At 61.1% G+C, this 23,285-nt stretch carries 19 protein-coding genes; 2 read left to right on the forward strand and 17 right to left on the reverse strand.

The features are described from left to right. Nucleotides 1-19: 19 nt before the first annotated feature. The 8 genes from DTW90_RS06420 to DTW90_RS06455 form a co-directional block, all read right to left on the reverse strand. Nucleotides 20-1,798, reverse strand: coding sequence for an adenine deaminase (locus DTW90_RS06420; RefSeq protein ID WP_149337172.1), 1,779 nt, complete (start codon nucleotides 1,796-1,798; stop codon nucleotides 20-22). Then, nucleotides 1,795-2,718, reverse strand: a complete 924-nt coding sequence (locus tag DTW90_RS06425) for a nucleoside hydrolase (RefSeq protein ID WP_149337174.1) — start codon at nucleotides 2,716-2,718, stop codon at nucleotides 1,795-1,797. The genes DTW90_RS06420 and DTW90_RS06425 overlap by 4 nt, the downstream gene beginning before the upstream one ends. 4 nt (nucleotides 2,719-2,722) lie before the next feature. After that, nucleotides 2,723-3,751: an ABC transporter ATP-binding protein gene (locus DTW90_RS06430; protein ID WP_149337175.1), complete on the reverse strand. Its 1,029-nt coding sequence runs from the start codon at nucleotides 3,749-3,751 to the stop codon at nucleotides 2,723-2,725. Continuing rightward, entirely contained in the window at nucleotides 3,744-4,523 is a 780-nt protein-coding gene (locus DTW90_RS06435; RefSeq protein WP_149337177.1) for an ABC transporter permease, read from the reverse strand. The genes DTW90_RS06430 and DTW90_RS06435 overlap by 8 nt, the downstream gene beginning before the upstream one ends. After that, nucleotides 4,520-5,362: an ABC transporter permease gene (locus DTW90_RS06440; RefSeq protein WP_132527296.1), complete on the reverse strand. Its 843-nt coding sequence runs from the start codon at nucleotides 5,360-5,362 to the stop codon at nucleotides 4,520-4,522. Before DTW90_RS06440 ends, DTW90_RS06435 begins: the two co-directional genes overlap by 4 nt. A gap of 88 nt (nucleotides 5,363-5,450) precedes the next feature. Beyond that, nucleotides 5,451-6,473, reverse strand: coding sequence for an ABC transporter substrate-binding protein (locus tag DTW90_RS06445; RefSeq protein WP_149337179.1), 1,023 nt, complete (start codon nucleotides 6,471-6,473; stop codon nucleotides 5,451-5,453). Next, nucleotides 6,470-7,543: a LacI family DNA-binding transcriptional regulator gene (locus tag DTW90_RS06450; RefSeq protein ID WP_149337181.1), complete on the reverse strand. Its 1,074-nt coding sequence runs from the start codon at nucleotides 7,541-7,543 to the stop codon at nucleotides 6,470-6,472. Before DTW90_RS06450 ends, DTW90_RS06445 begins: the two co-directional genes overlap by 4 nt. Before the next feature lie 188 nt (nucleotides 7,544-7,731). After that, complete coding sequence (locus DTW90_RS06455) at nucleotides 7,732-9,120, reverse strand: M20/M25/M40 family metallo-hydrolase (RefSeq protein ID WP_149337183.1); 1,389 nt, start codon at nucleotides 9,118-9,120, stop codon at nucleotides 7,732-7,734. A 196-nt stretch (nucleotides 9,121-9,316) separates the two neighbouring features. On the opposite strand from DTW90_RS06455, the gene DTW90_RS06460 reads away from it, so the two are divergent. Next, nucleotides 9,317-11,686, forward strand: a complete 2,370-nt coding sequence (locus tag DTW90_RS06460; protein WP_149337185.1) for an EAL domain-containing protein — start codon at nucleotides 9,317-9,319, stop codon at nucleotides 11,684-11,686. A 2-nt stretch (nucleotides 11,687-11,688) separates the two neighbouring features. Here DTW90_RS06460 and DTW90_RS06465 read toward each other — a convergent pair whose 3' ends face one another. Then, nucleotides 11,689-12,105 carry a MarR family transcriptional regulator gene (locus tag DTW90_RS06465; RefSeq protein ID WP_149337187.1) on the reverse strand — a complete coding sequence of 139 codons (417 nt, stop codon included), beginning with the start codon at nucleotides 12,103-12,105 and terminating at the stop codon, nucleotides 11,689-11,691. 449 nt (nucleotides 12,106-12,554) lie between these two features. Between DTW90_RS06465 and polA the strand changes: the two genes are divergently transcribed. Next, the gene (gene polA, locus DTW90_RS06470; protein WP_149337189.1) at nucleotides 12,555-15,557 is read left to right on the forward strand and encodes a DNA polymerase I; all 3,003 of its coding nucleotides are present in this window, start codon (nucleotides 12,555-12,557) and stop codon (nucleotides 15,555-15,557) included. Between the two features lie 114 nt (nucleotides 15,558-15,671). Here polA and DTW90_RS06475 read toward each other — a convergent pair whose 3' ends face one another. The 8 genes from DTW90_RS06475 to phnC all read right to left on the reverse strand — a co-directional run bounded on the left by DTW90_RS06475 (nucleotide 15,672) and on the right by phnC (nucleotide 23,121). Next, nucleotides 15,672-16,136 carry a DUF1801 domain-containing protein gene (locus DTW90_RS06475; RefSeq protein WP_149337191.1) on the reverse strand — a complete coding sequence of 155 codons (465 nt, stop codon included), beginning with the start codon at nucleotides 16,134-16,136 and terminating at the stop codon, nucleotides 15,672-15,674. 152 nt (nucleotides 16,137-16,288) lie between these two features. Then, on the reverse strand, nucleotides 16,289-16,891 hold the full coding sequence (gene phnN / locus DTW90_RS06480; protein WP_149337192.1) for a phosphonate metabolism protein/1,5-bisphosphokinase (PRPP-forming) PhnN: 603 nt from the start codon (nucleotides 16,889-16,891) through the stop codon (nucleotides 16,289-16,291). Then, on the reverse strand, nucleotides 16,888-18,027 hold the full coding sequence (locus DTW90_RS06485; RefSeq protein ID WP_149337194.1) for an alpha-D-ribose 1-methylphosphonate 5-triphosphate diphosphatase: 1,140 nt from the start codon (nucleotides 18,025-18,027) through the stop codon (nucleotides 16,888-16,890). The genes phnN and DTW90_RS06485 overlap by 4 nt, the downstream gene beginning before the upstream one ends. 11 nt (nucleotides 18,028-18,038) lie before the next feature. Continuing rightward, entirely contained in the window at nucleotides 18,039-18,734 is a 696-nt protein-coding gene (locus DTW90_RS06490; protein WP_149337196.1) for a DUF1045 domain-containing protein, read from the reverse strand. A gap of 138 nt (nucleotides 18,735-18,872) precedes the next feature. Beyond that, entirely contained in the window at nucleotides 18,873-20,213 is a 1,341-nt protein-coding gene (gene phnE, locus DTW90_RS06495) for a phosphonate ABC transporter, permease protein PhnE (protein WP_149337198.1), read from the reverse strand. A 7-nt stretch (nucleotides 20,214-20,220) separates the two neighbouring features. Then, on the reverse strand, nucleotides 20,221-21,183 hold the full coding sequence (gene phnE, locus DTW90_RS06500; RefSeq protein WP_149337200.1) for a phosphonate ABC transporter, permease protein PhnE: 963 nt from the start codon (nucleotides 21,181-21,183) through the stop codon (nucleotides 20,221-20,223). Between the two features lie 83 nt (nucleotides 21,184-21,266). After that, on the reverse strand, nucleotides 21,267-22,172 hold the full coding sequence (gene phnD, locus DTW90_RS06505; RefSeq protein WP_149337202.1) for a phosphonate ABC transporter substrate-binding protein: 906 nt from the start codon (nucleotides 22,170-22,172) through the stop codon (nucleotides 21,267-21,269). Nucleotides 22,173-22,266: 94 nt separating this feature from the next. Beyond that, nucleotides 22,267-23,121, reverse strand: coding sequence for a phosphonate ABC transporter ATP-binding protein (gene phnC / locus DTW90_RS06510; protein WP_188079892.1), 855 nt, complete (start codon nucleotides 23,119-23,121; stop codon nucleotides 22,267-22,269). Between the last annotated feature and the right edge of the window lie 164 nt (nucleotides 23,122-23,285).

The raw sequence follows: 23,285 nt of genomic DNA on the forward strand, positions 1-23,285 counted from the left end.
AGAGACTCGCGCGGCGCCCTCACAGCACCAGCGTTTCCATCAACGTCCCTGCCACGACATCGGCAATGCCGCGGTCGGTCTGGTGCGGCCCGACATTGCAGGCGAGTGTGGCGCCGAAGCAGGCCTTGAAGACCAGATAGGGCGGCTGCCAGTCGACGATCTTTTCCATCGCCTTGCGAAGCCCGCGAAACGCCTCTGCGGTGTCGCTGAGATCGGCCTCGCTGACGAGACCTGACAGAGGCAGCGGCAGAATCGCCTCGATCTTCCCATCGAGCGCCACCGCCATGCCGCCGCCGGCAGCGATGACGGCGTTTGCGGCGACCGTCATGTCGCGGACATTGCCGCCGAACAGCGTGAGGTTATGGCTGTCGTGCGAAACGGTCGTGCAGAAGGCGCCGCGCCATTCGCCCCAGCCGGTTAGGAAACCGACCCGCGGCCGGCTGTCCGCCTTGCCGTGGCGGTGCACGACCGAGATCATTGTGCTGCCGGGGGGCGGAACGACGAAACCGTCGTTGACATCCGCTTCAGCCTCGCCCCATTGCGTGAAACGCGGCCGGTCGATCGTAGCGACACGGACGCGCTTGCCTGATGCCGGCACCCGAAAATCCGCCTCCGACAGCGGAGACAACTTGACCGAGCCATGAAGCGGGGTCGTATCGATCCGCGGCAGCGAACTGATGATTTGTCCATCCCGGGCCACGGACTTGCCATTGGCGATGACGTGCCTGGCTTTGAAATCCGAGAGATTTTCGAAGAGAACGAGGTCGGCGCGACGGCCGGCGGCGACCAGTCCGAGATCGGCGCGGCCAAGCCGCATGGCGGCGTTCAGCGTCGCCGCCCGCAGCGCCCATTCCGGCTTCAGCCCGTCGCGGACGAGGCGACGGATGACATCGTCGAGACCGCCGTCGAAATGCAATTCGTCCGGAAAGACGTCGTCGGTGCAGAGCGTCACCGTCTGTGGCATGTGGCCCAGACCGTTGATGACTTCGACGAACTGTTGCAGCAGATGGTCGTGCGAGCCGCGCAGCTCGATCGTCAGGCCCGCCTGCAGCTTGGAAAGAAGATCGGCCCCCGATGTCAGTTCGTGATCGGAGGAGACGCCCGCCGCCATGAAGGCGTTGAGATCGGCTCCCTCCAATCCGCGTGCGTGGCCGGAGACGAGTTTGCCGGATTTGAGCCCCGCATTGACGATTGCGGTCATGCGCGGATCGCCGTCGATGACGCCGCGCATGTTCATGACCTCGGCGACCCCGCCGATATCCTTCCAGGACAGCATGTCGGCCATGTCGCCCGCGTCGAAGTCGGCGCCCGCCATCTCAAGGCCGGGGGCGGACGGGACACAGGAGGGGGCGAGCGGAATGATGCGCAGCGGGAGCTGCCGCGCCGCTTCGATCGCCCAGCGCACGCCGTCGAGCCCGTGCACATTGCCGAACTCATGCGGATCCCAGAGGATGGTGGTCACACCACGCGGCAGCACAGCTTCCGCATAGGCAGCCGGCGTCACCATCGAGCTTTCGATATGCATATGCGTGTCGATCAGGCCGGGCGTGATGAAACAGCCCGATGCATCGATCATTTCAGCCGCATCCAAGCGCGTGCCTGCCGGGTGGACGCTTGATATCAGCGGCCCGACGATCCCGATGTCGGTGGGCCGGATCTGACCGGTCACCATATCGACAAGCTGTCCGCCGACAACAAGGCGATCGAACGGCCGGTCACCGCGCGCCGCCGCCACGGCGCGGGCGCGCAGATCCGGATCGTTCAGGTCGGCAGGCTCGTGGGGGGACTGCTGGTTCATTGACGTGCCTCATTGGCAAGCGCGCCGAGAATGATGACCCGAGCCATGTCGGCATCGATCTCGGACGCGAAATATGCATTGAAATTTCCATGCGAGGCGCGCATCTCGACGACGGTACGCCCACGCGTATGCTGGTCCTGCAGCTCGACATCGATCCGGGCATGCCGGAAGGTGGCGATCTCAGGCGCGATGAAGATGGCGGCGGCTGTCGGATCGTAGAGCGCCATTGCCGGCCGGCCGCGGCTGATGGCGATATTGATATAGCCGGCTAATAAGTCCGCCAGCAATTCGGCATTCTTGCCAGGCCCCTGGCGCAGGCAATCCGCATCGTCCGGCTTTACCAGCACTTTTCTGCAGATATCGAGATCGACCATCTTTAGCGGCAGTCCATGCGAAAGCACGATGGCCAGCGCGTCCGGATCGGCAAAGGCGTTGAATTCGGCAGAAGCGGTATGGTTGCCTGACGTGACGCCGCCGCCCATCCACGTCAGTTCGGTGATGCGATCAGCAAGATCCGGGCGGGCAAGCGCAACCGCAGCAATATTGGTGAGCGGCCCGAGCGCAAGGATGCGCCTCGGGCCTGTCCCTTCTTCGAGCCATCGGCAGAGCGCCTCGAATGCATTGCTGAACGGCAGCTCCGGAGCGGCGGGCAGGCTCTTGCCCGTTGTCGACATGCCGCTATCACCGAGAATGCGTTGCGCGGTCTCGAGCTTGCCGAGAACGGGAAGCGCGCGACCGGAATGGATCGGAAACGACCAGCCGAAGGCGGCAGCGGCGCTTGCAGCGTTGGCGCGCACCTGTTCGAGGGGTGCATTGCCCATGACGAGCGAGACCCCGTCGATTTCAATGTTCGAATGCGCGACCACGAGAATGGCTGCAATATCGTCGAACCCCATATCGGTATCGATCCAGACGCCCATGATCTCACCTGAACTTCTTGAGGGGAGCGGCTGCCGCAACGGGCAGGTCGAAGGCAAGCTCGTCCCCTATGGCATGGCCGGGCTTTGCAGCATCGATCTCGGCCTTGATCGGCCCCAGCGGCGTATCGAGCAGATATTCGCGGGTGCTGCCGGCAAAGGACGTGCCGCGCACGGTCCCCCGGAACGGACCGGAACCCAGCGTGACGGCGCGCGGCCGCCATGCGAGGCTCGCCGCACCGGATGGCGCAGGCTCCGAAAGCGTAACCGCACCCTTTGCCGTCTTGAGCTTGCCGTCATCAAGCGCAAACACATTCTCGAAGCCGACAAAATCGGCGACGAAAGCCGAAATCGGCCTGTTGTAGATATCTTCCGGCGTGCCGATCTGTTCGATGCCGCCATTCAGCATGACGACAATGCGGTCGGCTAGCGCTAGGGCCTCGCCCTGATCATGGGTGACGAAGATCATTGTGACACCGGTTTCCTTCTGCACGCGCTGCAGTTCGGTCCGCATTTCGAGCCGCAGCCGGGCGTCGAGGTTGGAGAGCGGCTCGTCGAGCAGCAGCACCTTCGGTTCCATCACCATGGAGCGGGCAAGCGCGACGCGCTGCTGCTGCCCGCCGGAAAGTTCGCCGGGCTTGCGGCCGGCAAAGCTGGCAAGGCCGACCGATTTGAGGCCTGAGCCGACGCGTGCATCAAGCTCCTGACCACGCATGCCTTTGAGCCGCAGGCCGAAGGCGACATTCTCATAGACCGTCAAATGCGGAAACAGCGCATAGGATTGGAAGACGAGGCCGACGGCGCGCTTGTTGGCCGAGACGCGCGTGACGTCGGCACCGTCGAGTTTGATCTTGCCGGAGGTCGGATTGAGCAGCCCGGCAATCGCCCGCATGGTCGTCGTCTTGCCGCAGCCGGAGGGGCCAAGCAGCGCGACAAGTTCGCCCTTGGCGATCGACAGATCGAGATCCCTGACTGCGACCGTGTCGCCATAGGCAAGCGTCAGCTTCTCCAGCGAGAGATAGGCGGCATCAGACATAGCGGGAGAATCCTAGAAAGCGTTCGGCAAGGAAGACGATGCCGATGGAAAGAAAGGCGAGCAGCGAGGAGAGGGCCGCAACGGAGGGATCATAGGTCGTCTCCATGTAGCCCAGCATGTCGATCGGCATCGTCTGAATGCCGGGGCCTGACAGAAACAGCGAGACCGGCACCTGATTGAAGCTGGTGACGAAGCCGAGGATGAAGGCGGCAAGCACGCCGCCTCTGATATTCGGCAGCACGACGCGGAAGAAGGCGCCAATCCGGGAGGAACCGAGCAGCACCGCCGCCTCCTCTATGTCCGAGCGCAGATTGTTGAGGCTGGCGGAAACGACGCGCACGGCATAGGGCAGCACCAGCGCCGTATGGGCAAAGAACAGCGCAATGGTGATGCTGAAGGCGAAAGGCACGACGAGATAGCGCAGGATCGCGAGGCCCACGATAATACCAGGCACGATGATCGGCGAAGAAACAATGGTGCGGATCGTCTCGGCGAAAGGCAGTTTGTAGCGCGAGAGCGCATAGGCCGCCGGAATGCCTAACATCAGCGCGAAGATCGTGCCGCCAATCGCGAGAAACATCGACATGGCGAAACTGGCGCGGAAGCTGTCGACCGTAAAGACCTTGGCGACCCAGCGCAGCGACAGGCCCTGCGGCGGAAAGGCGAGCGTCTCGCCCGCCGAGAGCGAGGCGGCGACGATGATGATGAAAGGCCCGATCAGAAAGGCCAGCACGAGAAAGAGCACGATTGGCGAAAACAGGCGTCGGCTCATGGCATGGTCCTCGCAGCCTTGTTCTTCGCCGTGGCGAGACGTTTAAGCACCAGATTGGCGCCGAAGCTCATGACGATGAGGATGAAGGCGATGACGCTGGCAGAGACGAAATCATTGGAGACGGTGACGCGCTGGTAGAGCAGCGTCTCCAGCATCAACACCTTCGACCCGCCGAGGATGGCTGGCGTGATATAGGCGGTCAGCGAGCCGGTAAAGACGAGCGTTCCGCCGATCACAAGGCCTTCACGGGTGAGCGGCAGCACAACCTTCCAGAACACCTGAAGCCAGTTTGCGCCGAGCACGCGCGCCGCCGGAACGGCGTCCTTCGGCATGTTTTCGAGAGCGCTGATCAGGGAGAGGATCATCAGCGGCAGGAAGAGCTGGAGCAGGCCGATGAAGATCGCCGTCTCGCTGAACAGCAGCCTGAGCGGGGTCTCGCTGAGGCCGAGGCCGCGGATCGCCTCATTGACGATGCCGGTGCGCCCGAGGATGACGATCCACGCATAGGTGCGCGCGACCGGCGAAATCATCAGCGGCAGCACCACGAGGCCAACCATGCGGCCCTTGCCCTTTGGCGGCAGGTTGACGATTGCGAAGGCAGCGGCATAGCCGATGACGGCGGAAACGACGGTCACCTCAGCGCCGAGCCGCAGCGTGCGCAGGAAGACGGTCCGGTTCAGTGGCTCGGAAAAGAAGCCGGTATAGGCGGCAAGCGACCAGGTGCCGGCGGAGTGAAATCCTTCCGACAGCAGCAGCACGACCGGCACAAGGAAGACGACCGCCGCAAAAACTGCCGCCGGCAAGGCAAGCGCCATAGCCTCGGCCCTATTCTGGAACATCAAAACCAACCTTCATGAGCGCGGATTGTCGGAGCGGCGGGCAGGATATCCCGGCAAGGTACCGGGATATCGTTATCAGTCATGGACGTTACTGGCCGACGGTCTCGTTCCATTCCTTGACCCAGGTGTCGCGCTCGTCGAGCGCTTCGGCAGACGGAATGAGCTTCAGGCTTTTGGCGGTGTCTTCGCCATAGGTGATGTTGTTGGCGACATCGTCCGGCACCTTAACCTCCTTGTTGGCCGGGCTGTCGACCAGCTTGGTGGCCAGCGCCGTCTGCACCTCGGTGGACAACCAGAAATCCATGAACTGCAAAGCCAGATCCTGGTCCTTGCTGCCCTTGGTCATGATCATGACGTTCATGCCGCCGGTCTGGCCTTCCTTAGGCGTCGCCCAGGCAACGGGAACGTCGAGCTTGGTAAAGCCGGCCCAGGAGAATCTGCCGATCGGTGCCGCCCAGATTTCTTCCTGCTGCATCAACTGAACGAGCTGGGAAGACTTCTCGTAGAAAGTTACGATATCGTCCTTGTGCTCGCCGATGGCGGCGATCGCACCCTTAAGATCGGGCGTGTCCTTGCCGATCGCCTTGCCGAGCATGTAGAGCGCCGGTGGTCCCTGGTTGGTCGTGACGTTCGGAAACGCGACATGGCCCACATATTCCGGCTTCAGCAGGTCAGCCCAGGACTCGATTTTCATCTTGTCCGGCCGGTAGGCGATCGAGGTGGCATAGAACGTATAGCCGATGCTCATGCCGTCGCCGTTCGGATCCTTGGCGATGTCATAGAGCTTGTTGAAGTTGGTAAGCTTGGACGTATCGATCTTGTCGACCAGGCCGGAACGGGCGGCCTGCAAGGCATCGGCCATGGAGACCACGGCCATGTCGACAACAGGATTGGCCTTGTTGGCTTCCATCTTCTGCAGGCGCTCGACGCTGTTGCCCGTTTCGACCACCAGTTTGCAGCCGCATTTGGCTTCGAAGGGATCGTAGACAAGCTTCTTGTAATCGTCCTGTGCGAAGGCGTAGACGGAAATCGTCAGCGTTCTGTCGGCCGCCTGTACCGAAAGGGCGGAAAAGGAGAGCAGCACGGCCGATGCTGCGAGCAGTAGTCTCATTTCGGAAGGTCTCCATCTGGAAGGTTCGTTTTTGCCGGTCCCGGAGGCCCGGAAGATTGGCGAACGACGAGTTGCATCGGCACGCGCGATACGGTCGCGGTGACGAGCCTCCGCTCGGAAGGCGTCTCGTCCGCAGACGCTTCTTCCGGCTCCCCCTTTTCGATGGCATGCACGAGAGCAGAGATCGCGATTTCGGCGATCGTGTCCATATCCATGCGCATGGTCGTCAGCGCCGGCGTGACGACGGGCGACCAGATAAGATCGTCGAAGCCGGTCACGCTGACGCAGCCGGGCACATTGATGCCGGCCCGCTGCAATTCGGTGAGTGCTCGCAATGCATGCAGGTCGGAGACGGCGGCAAAGGCGGTGAAGCCCTCCGTGGCCTTCTCGGCAAGACCGAGCAGACAGCCGCCGCCGTTTTGATCCTCAATCTTCTCGATCCAGAGAACCTCGGTCTGAACAGCGGAATCGAATCCGGCTTTTATCCCGCCGATACGGTCATTCTGCACGTTCGATCCCGGATTGGCGCCGATCAGCAGAACCTTGCGGTGGCCAAGCCAGGCAAGATGCTTTGCGATTTCCCGCCCGCCCTGCCAGTGGTCGGCCGAAACGGTATTGCCCGGCGTGGACGGCGTATCGATGACGGCGACGGGACAGCCGATATCAGCAATGCGGGTGCCGCGACGCGGTACGATGATCATGCCGTCGACGCCACGTTCGATCAGGCGATTGATCGCCTCGGTCTGCATGCCCACATCGCCGCGTGAATCGGCAATCAGAACGCCATAGCCGGCAACCGAGGCGGAATATTCGATGGCCTGCGCGATTTGCGGAAAGAGCGGGTTGGAAATATCAGGCAGCACCAATCCGAGGACACCGCTGCGGCCGGTTCTGAGCGCGCGCCCGGCTTGGCTCGGCACGTAGCCGAGTGCATTGGCCGTCGCCCGAATACGCTCGACCAATTCGGCCGAGACGCGGCCCTTTCCCGAAAGCGCGTTGGATACGGTCGCGACGGAGACACCGAGCGAGGCGGCAATTCTGCTGAGATTGGGTCCTGGGCGTGTTGCCATGTATCTCGTAGACTGATGATTAATCGTTTAATCAACGTTTACAGCAGTCCGGGGGCAATGTCGAATCCAAATTCACCCCCGCTTGTGATTTTGTTCTTGATACTCGCGGAAGGCAAGTCGCCAGATTTGGGGAGGATATTGGTATCAACGGAGGATGCGCGAGATACGCGCATCCCCTTCATGGGCTATCAGGCCGCGAGTGCGTCGAGAATGCGAATCCAGGAACGGATCCCCTTGTGATAGGAGGTCAGCTCGTATTTCTCGTTCGGCGAATGGATACGGTCATCGCTGAGGCCGAAGCCGACGAGCAGCGATTCCATGCCGAGCATCTTCTGGAAATCGCCGACGATCGGGATCGATCCACCCATACCGATGACGACGGCCGGCTTTGGCCATTCGTCGGAAAGGGCAGCCTTGGCCTTGCTGAGCAGCGCCGAATCGTAAGGGAGCTGGATGGCCGGCGAACCCCCGTGCGGATGAAATTCGACCGAGCAGTCGGCCGGGATCTTCGAGCGGACATAGGCGCGAAAGCTCTCGCGGATCGCTGCAGGGTTCTGGCGGCCGACGAGACGGAAGGACACCTTCGCGGATGCCTTGGAAGCGATGACGGTCTTGAAGCCTTCGCCCGTGTAACCGCCGGTAATGCCGTTGACCTCGGCCGTCGGCCGGGCCCAGATCAGCTCGAGAATGGAGCGGTCCTTCTCGCCTGACGGGACCGATAGGCCGACTTCGCTCAGGAACGATTCAGCGGAATCGTCGAGTTTCTTCCACGCCGCCTTGACGTCCTCGGGCGTTTCGTCGACGCCATCATAGAAACCGGGAAGGGTAATCGTGCCGGTGGAGTCGTGCAAGCCGGCCAGGATATCGGCGAGGATACGGATCGGATTGGCGGCAACGCCGCCATACATGCCCGAATGCAGATCGCGATTGGCCGCGGTGATGACAACTTCTTCGCCGACCAGGCCACGCAGACCGGCCGAAATTGCCGGCGTTTCTGCATCGAGCATGCCCGTGTCGCAGACGAGCGCATAATCGGCCTTGAGCTCTTCCGCATTCGCTTCCAGGAACGGCTTCAGCGACGGCGAGCCGGATTCCTCTTCACCCTCGAACAGGATCGTGAGCCGGCAGGGCAGCGAGCCGTGGATGTCCTTATAGGCCCGGCATGCTTCGACGAAGGTCATGAGCTGCCCCTTGTCGTCGGATGTGCCGCGGCCGGTAATGACCTTCCGGCCGTTGCCGATGTCCTTGATGGCGGGCGTGAACGGATCGGTCTCCCACAGCTCCAGCGGGTCGACGGGCTGGACGTCATAGTGACCGTAAAACAGCAGATGCGGTGCGTCGGCGGTCGCGCCATCGTGGTGGGCAACCACCATCGGATGGCCCGCGGTATCGCGCACGGATGCTGCAAAGCCGATCGAGCCCAGATAATTCACCAGCCAGTCGGCTGCCTTGCGGCACTCCGCCTTGAAGCTGGGATCGGTGGAAATCGATTTGATGCGGATGAGGTCAAACAGCTTGTCGAGGCTTGAATTGAGATTGTGATCGGCGCGCTCAAGAACAGGCTTTATGTCGGTCATACCAGATTCCTTCTCTGAAATTGGCAGGACGATAGACCAAACTCGCTCCCGTTTCGAGGCGACGGAAAGAGAATTTTGATGGTTGCATAACGAAGCGTTTCAATATCGAGATAATTAAAGACTTATCTAATGCAATTTACGGTTATTTAGAAAATGCCCCATAAATTCAATCCTGGGGAGCAATGGAGTGGGGCAGATGTTTGCAGTTCTTGCATGCATTCGGAACGATCACGACTGGCGTTTGGTTCTATCCGCAGCAGGCGTCTGCATGATCGGTTGCCTGGCAACCATGCTCCTGCTCTCAAGGGCGCAGGAATGTGCCGGCTGGCAGCGTCGCTCCTGGCTCGCTGCCGCGGCTGTCGCCTGCGGTGTCGGAATCTGGTCCACGCATTTCATCGCCATTCTCGCCTATCGGGGCGGTTTTCCCATAAGTTATGGATTGTCGCTCACCCTCCTGTCGGTTGTCTTTGCGATTGCCGGCGCCGCGGGCGCTATTGCCGTGGGTTCTCTGGGCAACGGCCTGCCCTCCCAGGCGATGGGGGGATTGCTGATGGCGCTCGGCGTGGCGCTCATGCATTTCACCGGCATGCGGGCGATAGAGGCTCCAGCGAATTTTTCCTATGATTTCCTGGGAGTTGCGGCGGCATTTGTCATCGGCGCGCTCTTTTGCATCCTCGCATTCGTCACCTTTCACAAGGTTTCCGGCTGGCGAGGGATCATCTCGGCCTCTCTCCTCCTGGTGCTTGCCATCTGCATTCTGCATTTCACCGCGATGAGCAGCGTCACGCTCGTCCCTGATCCGGAGAGGCAGGTTGCAGCCACGGCGATCGATCGCGGCATTCTGGCTGGCATCATCATCGTGTCTTCGACGGTATTGATCCTGCTGGCACTTGGTGCCGTGTTCGTCGAGCGCCACCTGACGGACCTGCGTGGCCTTGCCAATGCGTCGCTGGAAGGGCTTTTGATCGTTCGCGACGGTCACATCATCGATGCCAACGAGCGCTTCCTGGCCATTTCGGGATGCAGCCTGCCGCAGGTGGTTGGCAAGGCGCCGTCAGCCTTCCTCTCGGCGGACTGTATCGCAAGGGTTGAAGGCGATGTGCTGGTGGAAACGCTGCTGACGACACGGGAAGGTAGTCAGATCTCCGTCGAAATCGCCACGCGGAAAATCACTTATCGCGGGCATGAATGCCGCGTCTTCGTCCTGCGGGATCTGACCGAACGGCGCGAGGCGCAGGAGATGATCGAGCATCTTGCCCTGCACGACATGTTGACCGATCTCCCCAACCGCACGCTGTTTGCGCGGCGCATAGGCCAGGCCCTTCAGGCGGCGACGGTCAGGAACGAAGCGGTTGCCGTTTTCTATCTCGATCTCGATCGCTTCAAGGCCGTCAACGACATCTTTGGCCATGCCGAAGGCGACCGCATCCTGAAAAAGGTCGCTCAGATCCTGCATTATGCCGCCGACGATCGCAGCGACACGGTGGCGAGGCTTGGCGGCGACGAGTTCGCGATCATCCAGTGCGGCAAGGACCAGCCGGGTGGCGCCCGTCGACTTTCCGAGGAGATACTCAAAAGGTTCGCCGCCGAGATGGATGTTTCCCGCGACCCGACAGCGGTTGGCGTCAGCATGGGGATCGCCCTATATCCCCTCGACGGCAGCACTCCGGAGCAGCTCTGCGCCAACGCCGACACCGCGCTGTACCGAGCCAAGCATGATGGCCGTGGCAGCGCATGCTTCTTCGATTCAGACATGGATCAGACCATCCGCAGCCGGCGTCAGCTTGAGGCCGATCTGCGTCAGGCTATATTTCGCAATCAATTCCACCTGTCGTATCAACCGATCCTCGATGCCCGTTCCGGCAATACGAGCGGCTATGAGGCACTCTTGCGCTGGTCTCATCCGACATGCGGGATGATCGAGCCGGAAGTCTTCATTCCGATCGCCGAGGAGGGCGGCTCGATCATAAAGATCGGCGAATGGGTGTTGGAGCAGGCGTGCACGGAAGCGGCCCGTTGGCGTCAGGATATGAGCATCGCCGTCAACGTCTCCCCGGTGCAGTTCCTGTTGCCCACGCTCTACGACCAGGTGGAGCGTATTCTGGCCAAGACGGGCCTTGATCCCGCAAGGCTTGAGCTCGAGATCACGGAATCGGCGCTGATACGCGACCGGGGCGCGGTCCTCTCCATTCTGTGGCGCCTTCATAAGCTCGGCGTCCGCGTCGTCATGGACGATTTCGGTACCGGCTATTCCTCGCTCAGCAATCTTCGCGCCTTTCCATTCGACAAGATCAAGATCGATCGCAGTTTTACAGGCGCGCTTGAGCATGATCCGGCCGCGCGGTCCATCGTGCGCGCCATCATCGGCCTTGGCCACAGTCTCGATATGTCGGTTGTAACGGAAGGCGTGGAAACCGAGACGCAGCGGCGGATCGTCGTCGAGGAAGGCAGTGCCCAGATCCAGGGCTTTCTGCTCGGCAAGCCGGATATTGAACCGAGTATCAGGTTTCCTGCCCGCTCCAGGCGCCGAGGGCTCCAGGGCGGCTCGCGGAGAACCGTGGCCTAATCCTAGAGGCGTTTCGCATTGTCAAGGATGCGGCGAATATATTCCAGGAGCAGTTCCCGCTCAAAGGTTCGGAAACCGCGGAATAGATCCTGATCCGCCGCCATGGCTGCCCGAACGGCCTCGGTCTGCATCGCGGTCGCCTTCCGTGTCAGAAAGATCAGCTGCGCCCGCTTGTCGGAAGGATGCGGCCGCCTTTCAATCAGCCCGTCCCGCTCCATGCGCGAGAGGGTGTTCGCCATCGTCGCCTGCTCGATGTCCACCCGTTCCAGCAGCTGCTTTTGGGTGAGCCCGTCTTCGGACCACAATTCGAGGAGGATCGGAAACTGGCCGGGCAAAAAGCCGAGGCCCGCCGCCCGTTGGTGCAACGAGCGGGCAAAACCCTTGGCCAGCTGGCTGGCAAGGTATGCCGCAGAGTCCATCCGGTTAAATCCCATGGGGCTAGGATATGCGCTATTTTTTGACAAAGACAATGAGTAAATCGCAGGCGATGTATTGCCTTCCGCTAGAGTACTCACCTTGGGTTAGGTTGACTTCGCGTTTGGGGCAGAATTGTCGCTAGAAGATAAAAGCCGCCATGGTCTGGAGGTGTGACCATGGCGGCTCGAATTGGGGACAAAGGCCCGGAGAGGGGGATAAGGCCTTTGTCCAAGTCTGACGCGGCGGGGGACAGGCCGGTCATCAGACCCTCGGCGCGATCAAACGCCGGTGACTCTGAAGTGTGATTGCAAATGTGGTTTTTCAAGGGAGTTCGCGGTTGCATCCGGTTACAAATTGGTAACGTTTCAGTGAATACTTAACTTTGCCCGATGCCCGTTTGCGCAGCGAACAGTATGGACGTTGGCGATAGCCCGCGCTATCCATGCTTCCCATGAAAAAAGGTGATCATCTCTTCCTCGTCGATGGCTCGGGCTTCATTTTCCGGGCCTTCCATGCGTTGCCGCCTCTGACGCGCAAGTCGGATGGCCTGCCTGTCGGCGCCGTTTCAGGCTTCTGCAACATGCTATGGAAACTGCTCACCTCCGCCCGCGACACCTCGGTCGGCGTCACGCCAACGCACTTTGCGGTTATCTTCGACTATTCCTCCAAGACCTTCCGCAAAGAAATCTACCCTGATTACAAGGCCAATCGTTCCGCCCCGCCGGAAGAGCTGGTCCCGCAGTTCGGCCTGATCCGCGAGGCGACCCGCGCCTTCAACCTGCCCTGCATCGAGACCGAAGGTTTCGAAGCCGATGACATCATCGCGACCTATGCGCGGCAGGCAGCCGGTATCGGCGCCGATGTCACCATCATTTCATCAGACAAGGATCTGATGCAGCTCGTCACGCCGACCATTCACATGTACGACGGCATGAAGGACAAGCACATCGGCATCCCCGACGTCGTCGAAAAATGGGGTGTTCCGCCGGAAAAGATGATCGACCTCCAGGCGATGACCGGCGACTCGATCGACAACGTGCCCGGCATCCCTGGGATTGGTCCCAAGACCGCGGCCCAGCTTCTGGAAGAGTTCGGTGATCTGGACACGCTGCTTGCGCGCGCCGGCGAGATCAAGCAGCAGAAGCGTCGCGAGACGATTATCGCCAATGCGGACAAGGCGCGGCTCTCCCGCGAACTCGTATCGTTGCGAACGGATGTGCCGCTGGATCTCGCGCTCGACGCGCTCGTCCTCGAAGACCAGAACGGCCCGAAGCTGGTCGGCTTCCTGAAGGCTATGGAATTCACCACGCTGACCCGTCGCGTGGCCGAAGCCTGCCAATGCGATGCCGCCGCCATCGAGCCCTCAGTCATCAAGATCGAATGGGGCGACAAGGCCCATGGTCCGGATCTCGACACCGGCGAGGCGGTGCCGCTGGTCGGTGGCGCTGCCGCCGATGTGCAAGGTCCGTCCGTGTCTGTGCCCGACAAGCCGAAGTTCCGGCCAGACACCGATGCCGCCGAACCCGGCGCCCTCGTCAAGTCGCGCGCCGAGGCGTTTTCGACTGCACCCATCGACATAGCCAGCTATATAACGATCCGCGACGTCGCCACCCTCGATGCGTGGATAGCGTCGGCGATGGAGACCGGCCTCGTTGCCTTCGACACCGAGACGACGTCGCTCGATCCGATGCAGGCCGAACTCGTCGGCTTCTCCCTGGCGATCGCAGACAATACGCGCGATCCCTCGGGAATGGCGACGCGCGCCGCTTACGTGCCGCTCGGTCACAAGAATGGCGTCGGCGACCTGCTCGGCGGTGGCCTGGTGGAAGGCCAGATCCCGATGAAAGATGCCTTGCCGCGTCTGAAGGCCCTTCTTGAGGACACCTCCGTCCTGAAGGTGGCCCAGAACCTGAAATACGACTACCTGCTGATGAAGCGCTACGGCATCGAGACGAAGAGCTTCGACGACACGATGCTGATGTCCTATGTGCTGGACGCGGGCGCAAACAATCCGCACGGCATGGATTCCTTGTCGGAGCGCTGGCTCGGACATACGCCGATCGCCTATAAGGACGTTGCCGGCAGCGGCAAGGCCAATGTCACTTTTGATCTCGTCGATATCTCCAAGGCCACCGCCTATGCCGCCGAGGATGCCGACGTCACGCTGCGCCTGTGGATGGTCCTGAAGCCGCGGCTTTCTGCCGCCGGCCTGAGTTCGATCTACGAGCGGCTGGAGCGCCCGCTTGTGCCGGTTCTCGCCCATATGGAAGAGCGCGGCATCACCATCGACCGGCAAATCCTGTCGCGCCTGTCAGGCGAACTGGCCCAGGGAGCCGCAAGGCTCGAGGACGAAATCTATCAGCTTGCCGGAGAGCGGTTCAACATCGGCTCCCCCAAGCAGCTCGGCGATATCCTCTTCGGCAAGATGGGCCTTGCCGGCGGCACCAAGACCAAGACCGGCCAATGGTCGACCTCGGCGCAGGTATTGGAAGATCTGGCTGCGGCCGGTTTCGAATTGCCGCGCAAGATCGTCGACTGGCGCCAGCTCACCAAGCTGAAATCGACCTATACCGACGCGCTCCCCGGCTATGTCCATCCCGAGACTAAGCGGGTGCACACCTCCTATTCGCTGGCCTCGACCTCGACGGGCCGCCTGTCGTCCTCCGAACCCAACCTGCAGAACATTCCGGTCCGCACTGCCGAAGGTCGCAAGATCCGTACGGCCTTCATCTCGACGCCCGGCCATAAGCTGATTTCGGCCGACTATAGCCAGATCGAACTGCGGGTACTGGCACATGTGGCCGACATCCCGCAGCTGAAGCAGGCCTTTTCTGACGGCATCGACATTCACGCCATGACGGCGTCGGAAATGTTCGGCGTGCCGGTCGAAGGCATGCCGGGCGAGGTTCGCCGCCGCGCCAAGGCGATCAACTTCGGCATCATCTACGGCATTTCCGCCTTCGGCCTCGCCAACCAACTCTCGATCGAGCGATCCGAAGCCGGTGACTACATCAAGAAGTACTTCGAGCGCTTCCCGGGCATCAAGGAGTACATGGAAAGCACCAAGGCCATCGCTCGCGACAAGGGCTATGTGGAGACCATCTTCGGCCGCCGCGCCCATTACCCGGAAATCCGTTCGTCCAACCCGTCCGTCCGCGCCTTCAACGAACGCGCCGCGATCAACGCACCGATCCAGGGGTCCGCTGCGGATGTCATTCGCCGCGCGATGATCAAGATGGAGCCTGCGCTTGGCAAAGCAGGTCTCGGCGACCGCGTACGCATGCTGCTGCAGGTGCATGACGAACTGATCTTCGAGGTCGAAGATGCCGATGTCGAGCGTACCATGCCGATCATTGTGTCAGTCATGGAGAACGCGGCCATGCCGGCTGTCGACATGAAGGTCCCGCTGAAGGTCGATGCGCGCGCCGCAACCAACTGGGACGAGGCGCACTAGGGTTCATACTCAATCAGCTGGCGCTCGGGCCGAAGGCCGATTCCGAGATTCCGGTGGGTAGACCGTCGTCACGGCCTCGGGCTGCATTCGGGTGGCCCGTTAAGCAGCCAGGAGCTATTTCTTCTTCTTCCCTCCGACGAACGGTTTCTCGGCGGCCTGAGCCATCCACGAAAGCACCTGGTCTTCGTCGAGCTCGTCCATGGAGGTCAACTCGACGCCACGGGCAGCCTTGCCCATTCCGATCGGGGTCACCGGGGGTTCTGGTTGCAGTTCGTTGCCTCGAATGAACATCAGCTTCAGGTGACCGACGAAGGCGCCGGAAGTGAAGCACCACCCATTGGGAACGCCATAGTAAGCCATTCCCCATTTCACCGCGCGTTTGAGGTCCGGCAGTGCCTTGGCGGCCAAGGCATCGACATGTTTGGCAATGCTCTTCTGCGGTTCGGGAAGGCTCTCGATATAGGCAAATACCGGCTTGTCGCCTTCGGCCGCTTTCGCGGGACTCGCCTTGCCGGTCATCGCGACCAAAAGCTCGGCACCTTTTTCCTGCGGCGTTCCAGCGTCCTTTTTTGCTGTCATGGTCCCACCGATCTAATTCGTGATGTGGCATCCGCGGTTCGGTTTGCCTCGACACTCACAGGCGGCAGCCTAGGCGAGAGTTTACATTGTCGTCCAGGGGTCTGGACTCAATGAGCGTCCACCAAGTGACGGCTGCGGCGAGGTGGACGGCCTCACCCTTTCAGCAGGGTTTCCAACTTTTCGACGATCGTGCGCGCGGCATCTTCGAGCTTGCCGCTATTGTCGATGTCGGTCACGTCATAGGTGCCCTGAACCGTTAGTGAGCCGCGCTCGAGGCGCTTGATGATATCCTCGCGTGTCTCCCGACCGCGTGCGATCAGCCTTTCCGCCAGAACCTCGGGCCGGGCGGTGATGTTCAGCACCTTTAGCCGGGGAAAAGCTGCCTGGAACCGGTCGAGCACGGAACGTGAGCCGTTGGCGATCACAAGATGCCCCTGCGACAGTTCTTGGCGCACGGCAGCCGGAATGCCGTATTTCAGGCCATGGGCGTCCCAGCAGACGGCAAAGCTGCCGGCCCGGTCCATCGCGAAGAACTCGGCGACGGAAACGCTCAAATGATCCTCATTGCCGGCCTCACCGTCCCGCGTAATGACGCGGCGCACGAAATGCACGTCGCGCCGGCCGGCAAAATGCTTGGCCGCAATATTCATCAGCGTGTCCTTACCGGCGCCGCTCGGGCCGACGACCACGACCATCATGCCCGCTTTCGTACCGGTCATGTCGGCTGCGCTGTGAATGTTGGGGCTCGCCGTCATGCCACACGCCGTCCTTCCCGCCAGACCGAACGCGTCACCGGTACACCGTGGTCGCGGCGAACGCGCACCAGATCGGCGCGCAGGCCGGTTGCGATACGGCCGCGGTCGTCGAGGCTGACGGTACGCGCAGGCGTCGCCGTTACCATCGCAATCGCCTTCGGCAGCGAAATGGCCTCGACCTCGTCCGCAAGGATGAAGGGTGCGTGCAACAGGCTGAGCGGCACATAGTCGGAGGAAAGCACGTCGAGCACATCGAGTTCGGCGAGATCGCGGGCCGCGATATTGCCGGAGTGCGACTTGCCGCGAACGATGTTGGGAGCGCCCATCAGAACGCTCATGCCCGCCTTGTGAGAGGCCTTGGCAGCCTCGACGCTGGTCGGGAATTCCGCCAGGCGCACGCCATACCCGATCGCTTCGTCGACATGGTCGAGCGTTGCGTCGTCATGGCTGGCAATGGTGATGCCGTGCTCGTGGCAGATCTTCGTGAGCACGTCGCGGTGCGGCTTCGAATATTTGGCCGATTCTTCCTGTCGCTTGGCGACAAAACGCGCGAATGCCTCATCGCTCAGACCGCGCTTCTTCTGATAGTAGAAGATATACTGGTCCATCGTCTGGAACTGGCGCTGACCGGGCGCATGGTCCATCAGCGAGACGAGACGGACGTAGTTGTCGTTCTCGAAATCGTGGAAATGGTCGAGCACGTTGTCGGCCGACACCTCGCAGCGCAGGTGGATGAGGTGGTCGGCACGCAGCCGGTCCTCGCGCTGTGCCTGCTGGATGGCGTCGGCCATGTCGCGCATCTCGCCCTTTTCGAAACCGCCGTCCTCATCCGAGCCCATGCGCAGACAATCGAAGACGGTGGTGATGCCCGAGGTCACCACCTGCGCATCATGCGCCTGGATGGCTGCCGTCTTGTTCCAGCGAACGCCCGGACGCGGCGAATAGTGTGATTCGAGATGGTCGGTATGCAATTCGACGAGACCGGGTATCAGGTAGTCGCCCTCGAAATCCTCGCCGACCGTGGAGTGTCCTTCCGAAATGTCGGCGATCTTGCCGTCGCGGATCAGCACCGAGCCCGAGAGAAGTTGATCTTCCAGGACGATGCGGGCGTTCGATAGGACAGTCTCTTTGGACATTGCAGTCACTTTCAGCTTTGGGCGCCGGCGAGCGGCAGCCAGGAGTGGACGGTGAACGGCGCAGCGCGCGCCTCTTCGACGAAGACGGCGAGGCCGGAGATCGCAATCGGGCGACCGGTATGGGCGGCAAAGGTCTCGCGAAGCAGATCGTGAACAACGGCCTGCCGCTCAGGCGCGACCTGGCCCGTCAGCGTCATATGAAAACGGAATTCATCCATAACATACGGGTAGCCCCAGCGCAGGAGATTGTTGCGATGCGCTTCGCTGAGGCTTTCTGGTTTGCGCCGGGCTATATCAGCCTCCGACAAGGCCGCACGGAAAGGCTCGAAGGATTTGACAACAGTGGCGGCGAAATCCTGCAGCGGTTGATACAAGGCACCCGGCACGAGCGCGAAGAAGCGGCCAAGCTGGCCCAGCACCAGTTCCGGAAGCGTGAAGGCCGGCGTGCGGGCTGCAAAATCTTCCACGACCGCCATCAGATCGCGCTCGGTCACTGAGGCAGCCAGCTCGAAAGGCGCTTTCAGCGTGGCATGGAAGCCGTAGCGGTGCGGTTCGGCAGTGATATCGCGCTGCTCGTCGGCGGAAATATCGCCGGAACCGGTAGCCGGAAAACTATCGTTGGAAAAAGCATCGCGACCGAGCCAGCGCGCAGCCAGTCCAGTCAACGGGTCGTCCTTCGGAGGCGTGAAATAGAGTGCGTAGCGCAAGGGAATATCCTTGGAAATCGGCGGCGGCCATACTGATGGGTGATTTGGCGACGAACCGCAAGACGGCCCTGCGCTAAAAGATTTCCATGACAGAATGATGATGGCGGAGCGGCGTCCGCCATCATTTTTCAGCAATGTTTAACGGACGTTCGGACCCATCAGGCGCGTACGCAATGCGTTCGATGCCATGTCGAACAGGAAGACGACGATCAGGATCAAAAGCACCATGTAAGCGACGTTTTCCCAGTTCGCATTGGTGGCCATCGCCTCCCAGAGCTTGAGGCCGATGCCGCCTGCGCCGACCGCGCCGATAATGGTGGCGCCGCGGACATTCGACTCCCACTGGTAGAGTGTCTGGCTGACAATGACAGGCACGATCTGCGGCATCACGCCGTAGCGCTGCACGAGAACATTGTCCGCGCCGGTCGAGGAAACACCCTCGCGCGGCTTGTCATCGATATTTTCTAGCGCTTCGGAGTAGATCTTGCCGAGCGTGCCGGTCTCGGTGAAGAAGACCGCCGCACTACCGGCCAAGGGGCCGGGACCGAAGGCGCGGGTAAAGAACAGCGCCCAGATCAGCATGTCCATCGAACGCAGGAAATCGAAGAAGCGTTTGAACAGGTGATTTGCAAATCGGTTCGGGGTGATGTTGCGCGCTGCCAGGAAAGCCATGGGGAAGCTGAAGACGGCGCCCAGCAGCGTTCCGAGAAAGGCCATGACGATCGTCTGTAGCAGCTTGGTGATAACGTCACCGTGCTGCCAGCCGCTATTGTTCCAGAAATTGTCGAAGGCGAGCGCCCAGTTGGAGGTGCCCTTCTCAAGCTGCGGACCGCTGATCAGCAGCGTGGCAACTTCGCTGGCCGATTTGCCGAAGAATTTCGATTGCGTGTCGAAGATGAAGTTCGGCCAGCCAAGGAAGCGCTTGCGGATCTTGACGCGATCGACGTCGATGCTGACGTCGCCGGCAAAGCCCAGGTTGGCAAGCACGTTGTCGTCATAGACAGTCATCCAGGCCGGCGGAGTGCCGACGACCTTGGGTTGGCCGCTGGTCAGCGAAACAACGACGCTCTGGCCGTGGTTGAGAACGGTAACCTCTGTTTTGCTGAGGGTGACCATTTTCTGCGCGCCGCCGACATCGACGGTAACCGTGCCATCGGCATTCTGCGTGACCCAGTCCGGATGCGGATCGTCGCCGAGCGGAGAGAAGCGGGGATATCGCGGGGTGATCTTGCTGCCGGAAAGCCGGAACTCCGGCTGCACGTCATAGCTGATCCATTCCCCGAGATAGAGACCGACACGCTCCCAATGGGCTTCCGCCACGATCTTCGGGATATCGAAGAACCATACGGAGTAGATGCCGTAGAGGATCAGCGCAATGACCGTCAGCAGCGGGCCGAAACGCTTGAGGAAGGGAGGATTGAAGGCTTCCGGGAAGCGCTCCTCGATCGATGCCGCATGGCTCGCACTTGTCATCGTCATGGAATCCTCAATGTTGCAGCAGGAAGGCGTGCTCGCCGACCAGGCGCCGTCTGAGCCAGGCGGAGAACTGATCAACGGCAAGAATGGTGAGGAAGAGCAGAAGGATCAGCGCCAGGGCCTTTGGACCGAAGCCGCGCGAAATCGCCAGCTTCAGCTCCTGGCCGATACCGCCGCCGCCGACTGCGCCGATGATGGTCGATGCGCGAACGTTGATCTCAAGGCGAAGCAGAGCATAGGACATGAAATTCGGCAGGATCTGCGGGAGTGCTGCGAAGCGGACGCGTTCCGTCCAGCTGCCGCCCACGGAGCGGATGCCCTCGTCGGCCTTCATGTCGGCGTTTTCGACGACTTCGTAGAAAAGCTTGCCGAGTGCGCCGATCGAATGCAGGCCGACCGCGATGATCGCCGAGACGGGGCCGATCGAAACGATCGCGGCAAAGAGGCCGGCGATGACGATCTCCGGAAAGGCGCGCAGCACTTCCATGAAGCGCTTGACGACAAGGCGAACCGGCCAGGCGGGCGTCAGGTTACGCGAGGCCAGGAAGGAAAGCGGCACGGCAAAGATAAAGCCGACGAGCGTCGAGACCAGCGCCACGTTGAAGGTGATGATCATCAGCTCGAAATATTCGGGAATGTAGAAACTGCCCCAGATATAGACGCGACCTTCCGGAAAGTTCCACTCTTCGCCGCCGGTGCCCGGATTGTTCGGGCTGGCGATGTCGAATAGCGCACGCCAGACGTCGTTCCAGTCTTTCGGGATCAGCCAGGTCGTGAAATCGAAGAGATGCGGCAGCCGCTCGAAGAAGTGTCCGGCATTGCTCTCGTTGGCGAACTGAACCGAGGAGACGAAGGCAACGACCAGCAGGAGGAGGCCGAAACCAGTATACATCCGGCGGCGCGCAATAACCTTGCGCCATGCCTCGCCGATGTCGTGGGCGCTGAGGTGTTGCTGGGGATCGGCAAAGGTCATGAAGAATTCGCCCGTACTGGAACCGGAAAACGGCGAGAATGGAAAGGGCGGCCGTTGGCCGGCCGCCCTCGCATGCATGGGGATCAACCGCCGATCGCAGCCTTACGGATGTCGATAACAGCGTTGTAGAATTCCTGCTTGACCGGAACGTAGCCCTTGAAGTCGCCGCCTTCGATAGCGGAGAAGCACTTGGCGTCGGTGGTCGGCAGCTTCGTGAAGAAGTCGGCCAGCTTGCCCTGCCATTCCTGGCCGATCTTGTTCGAAACGACCAGCGGGCCGTTCGGGATCAGCGGCGAACGCCATACTTCGACGAGTTTGTTCGGATCAACCGAGCCCTTGTCGACTTCCTTACGGAAGGTACCGGAGGTGAAGCCGTCCTTGAAATCGCCGAGGCCCGAAGAGTCGTCTACAGCAACGTCGACCTTGCCGTCATAGGCAGCGAGGAGGTTGTTCTCGTGACCGCCGTTGAACTGGGTCGAGCCAAAGAACTTGTCGTTCGGCATGTTGGTGGTCTTCGGGATCTGTGTCAGCGGGACGAGGTAGCCAGACGTGGAGTCCGGATCGGCGTAGCCGAGCTTCTTGCCCTTGGCGTCCATGATCGTCTTGATGCCGGAGGACTTCAGAGCGAGACCGATCGAGTAGTAGCCGGTCGAGCCGTCCGTCTGCTGGGTCGTCAGGATCGGGGTAACGGCGTTCGGGTCCTTGATGTAGGTAGCTGCATAGCCGGAAGCGCCGAGTTCGGCGAAGTCGAGCGTGCCGCCGAGAAGGCCCTGGATAACGCCGTCATAGTCGGCGGCCGGGAACAGCGATACCTTTTCGAAACCGAAGGTTTCCTTCAGGTGGTCGGCAAGGCAAGCATAGTTGCGCAGGCGGTCGGCTTCGTTTTCGCCGCCAAGGATACCAACGCGGAATTCCTTGAGGTCGGCTGCGGATGCAGAACCGACGAGCGCGAGAAGCGCCGTGGCTGCGAGAAGAGTCTTCTTCAACATGGGTGTCGTCTCCTGATTGACCGGTGTCCCCGGATGGTCTTGCGTCTTGAAGAGAAGCGCCCTTTACGCGGGCTCTCGATCTTGGTCGGCTCCCTCAGAGGCCGACCATTGCCAGCGGTTGCAAGCCGGCAGATGCATTTGCCGCGGCAGCCGCAGGCAATTCGGGAATGTTGATGCTGGTCGAAGTCATGCTTTCGTCGATGCCGGCGCCGTCCTTGTCGGTGCCGTAGATCGCCTTAACCGCGTCGGCGGTCAGATCGGATGGAGCGCCGTCGAAGACGACCTTGCCGGCCGCCATGCCGACGATGCGCTCACAGTAGTTGCGCGCCGTGTCGAGCGTGTGAAGGTTCGTGATGACGGTAATGCCTTCCCGCTCGTTGATGTCGCGCAGCGCGTCCATCACGATCTTGGCGTTGAGCGGGTCGAGCGATGCGATCGGCTCGTCCGCCAGCATCATCTTCGGCTTCTGCATCAAAGCGCGGGCGATCGCCACGCGCTGCTGCTGACCGCCGGAAAGCGTGCCGGCCATCTGCATGGCGGTCTGCTCGATACCGAGCCGCTCCAGAGCCGTGATCGCGTCGATGCGCTCCTCGCGGGTAAATACGTTGAGCAGGCTGAGCAAGGTCGAGCGTTGGTTCAAGCGTCCGAGCATAACGTTGGTCAGCACGTCGATACGCGGCACCAGATTGAACTGCTGAAAGATCATGGCGCAATCGCGCTGCCAGTCGCGACGCTTGCGGCCGCTGAGCGCGGAGACTTCGACGCCGCCGAAATGGATGGAGCCCGAGGTCGGGTCGGCAAGGCGGTTGATCATGCGCAGCAGCGTCGACTTGCCGGCGCCTGAGCGGCCGATAATGCCGACCATCTGTCCCTGCGGAATTTCAAGGCTTACGGAATCTACGGCCAGCTTGTTTCCGAAACGGCGGGAGACATTCTTTAGCTCGAACATCATGCTCTTCCTTCGTATTTCTAGCCTGCGTCGAGGGAAGGGCTTAGACTTGCTTCATGAAGCTCAAATGTCAGTTTTATGTAAGCATTGTCACAAATGCCTTTGCCGCTCTTTCCGGCGATAAACTGACGTAAGGCCAGAGTTTACAGGCGTTTTAGGCGCAA

The sequence above is a fragment of the Neorhizobium sp. P12A genome (assembly GCF_008365395.1).
In the GTDB taxonomy this organism is placed as follows: Bacteria; Pseudomonadota; Alphaproteobacteria; order Rhizobiales; family Rhizobiaceae; genus Rhizobium.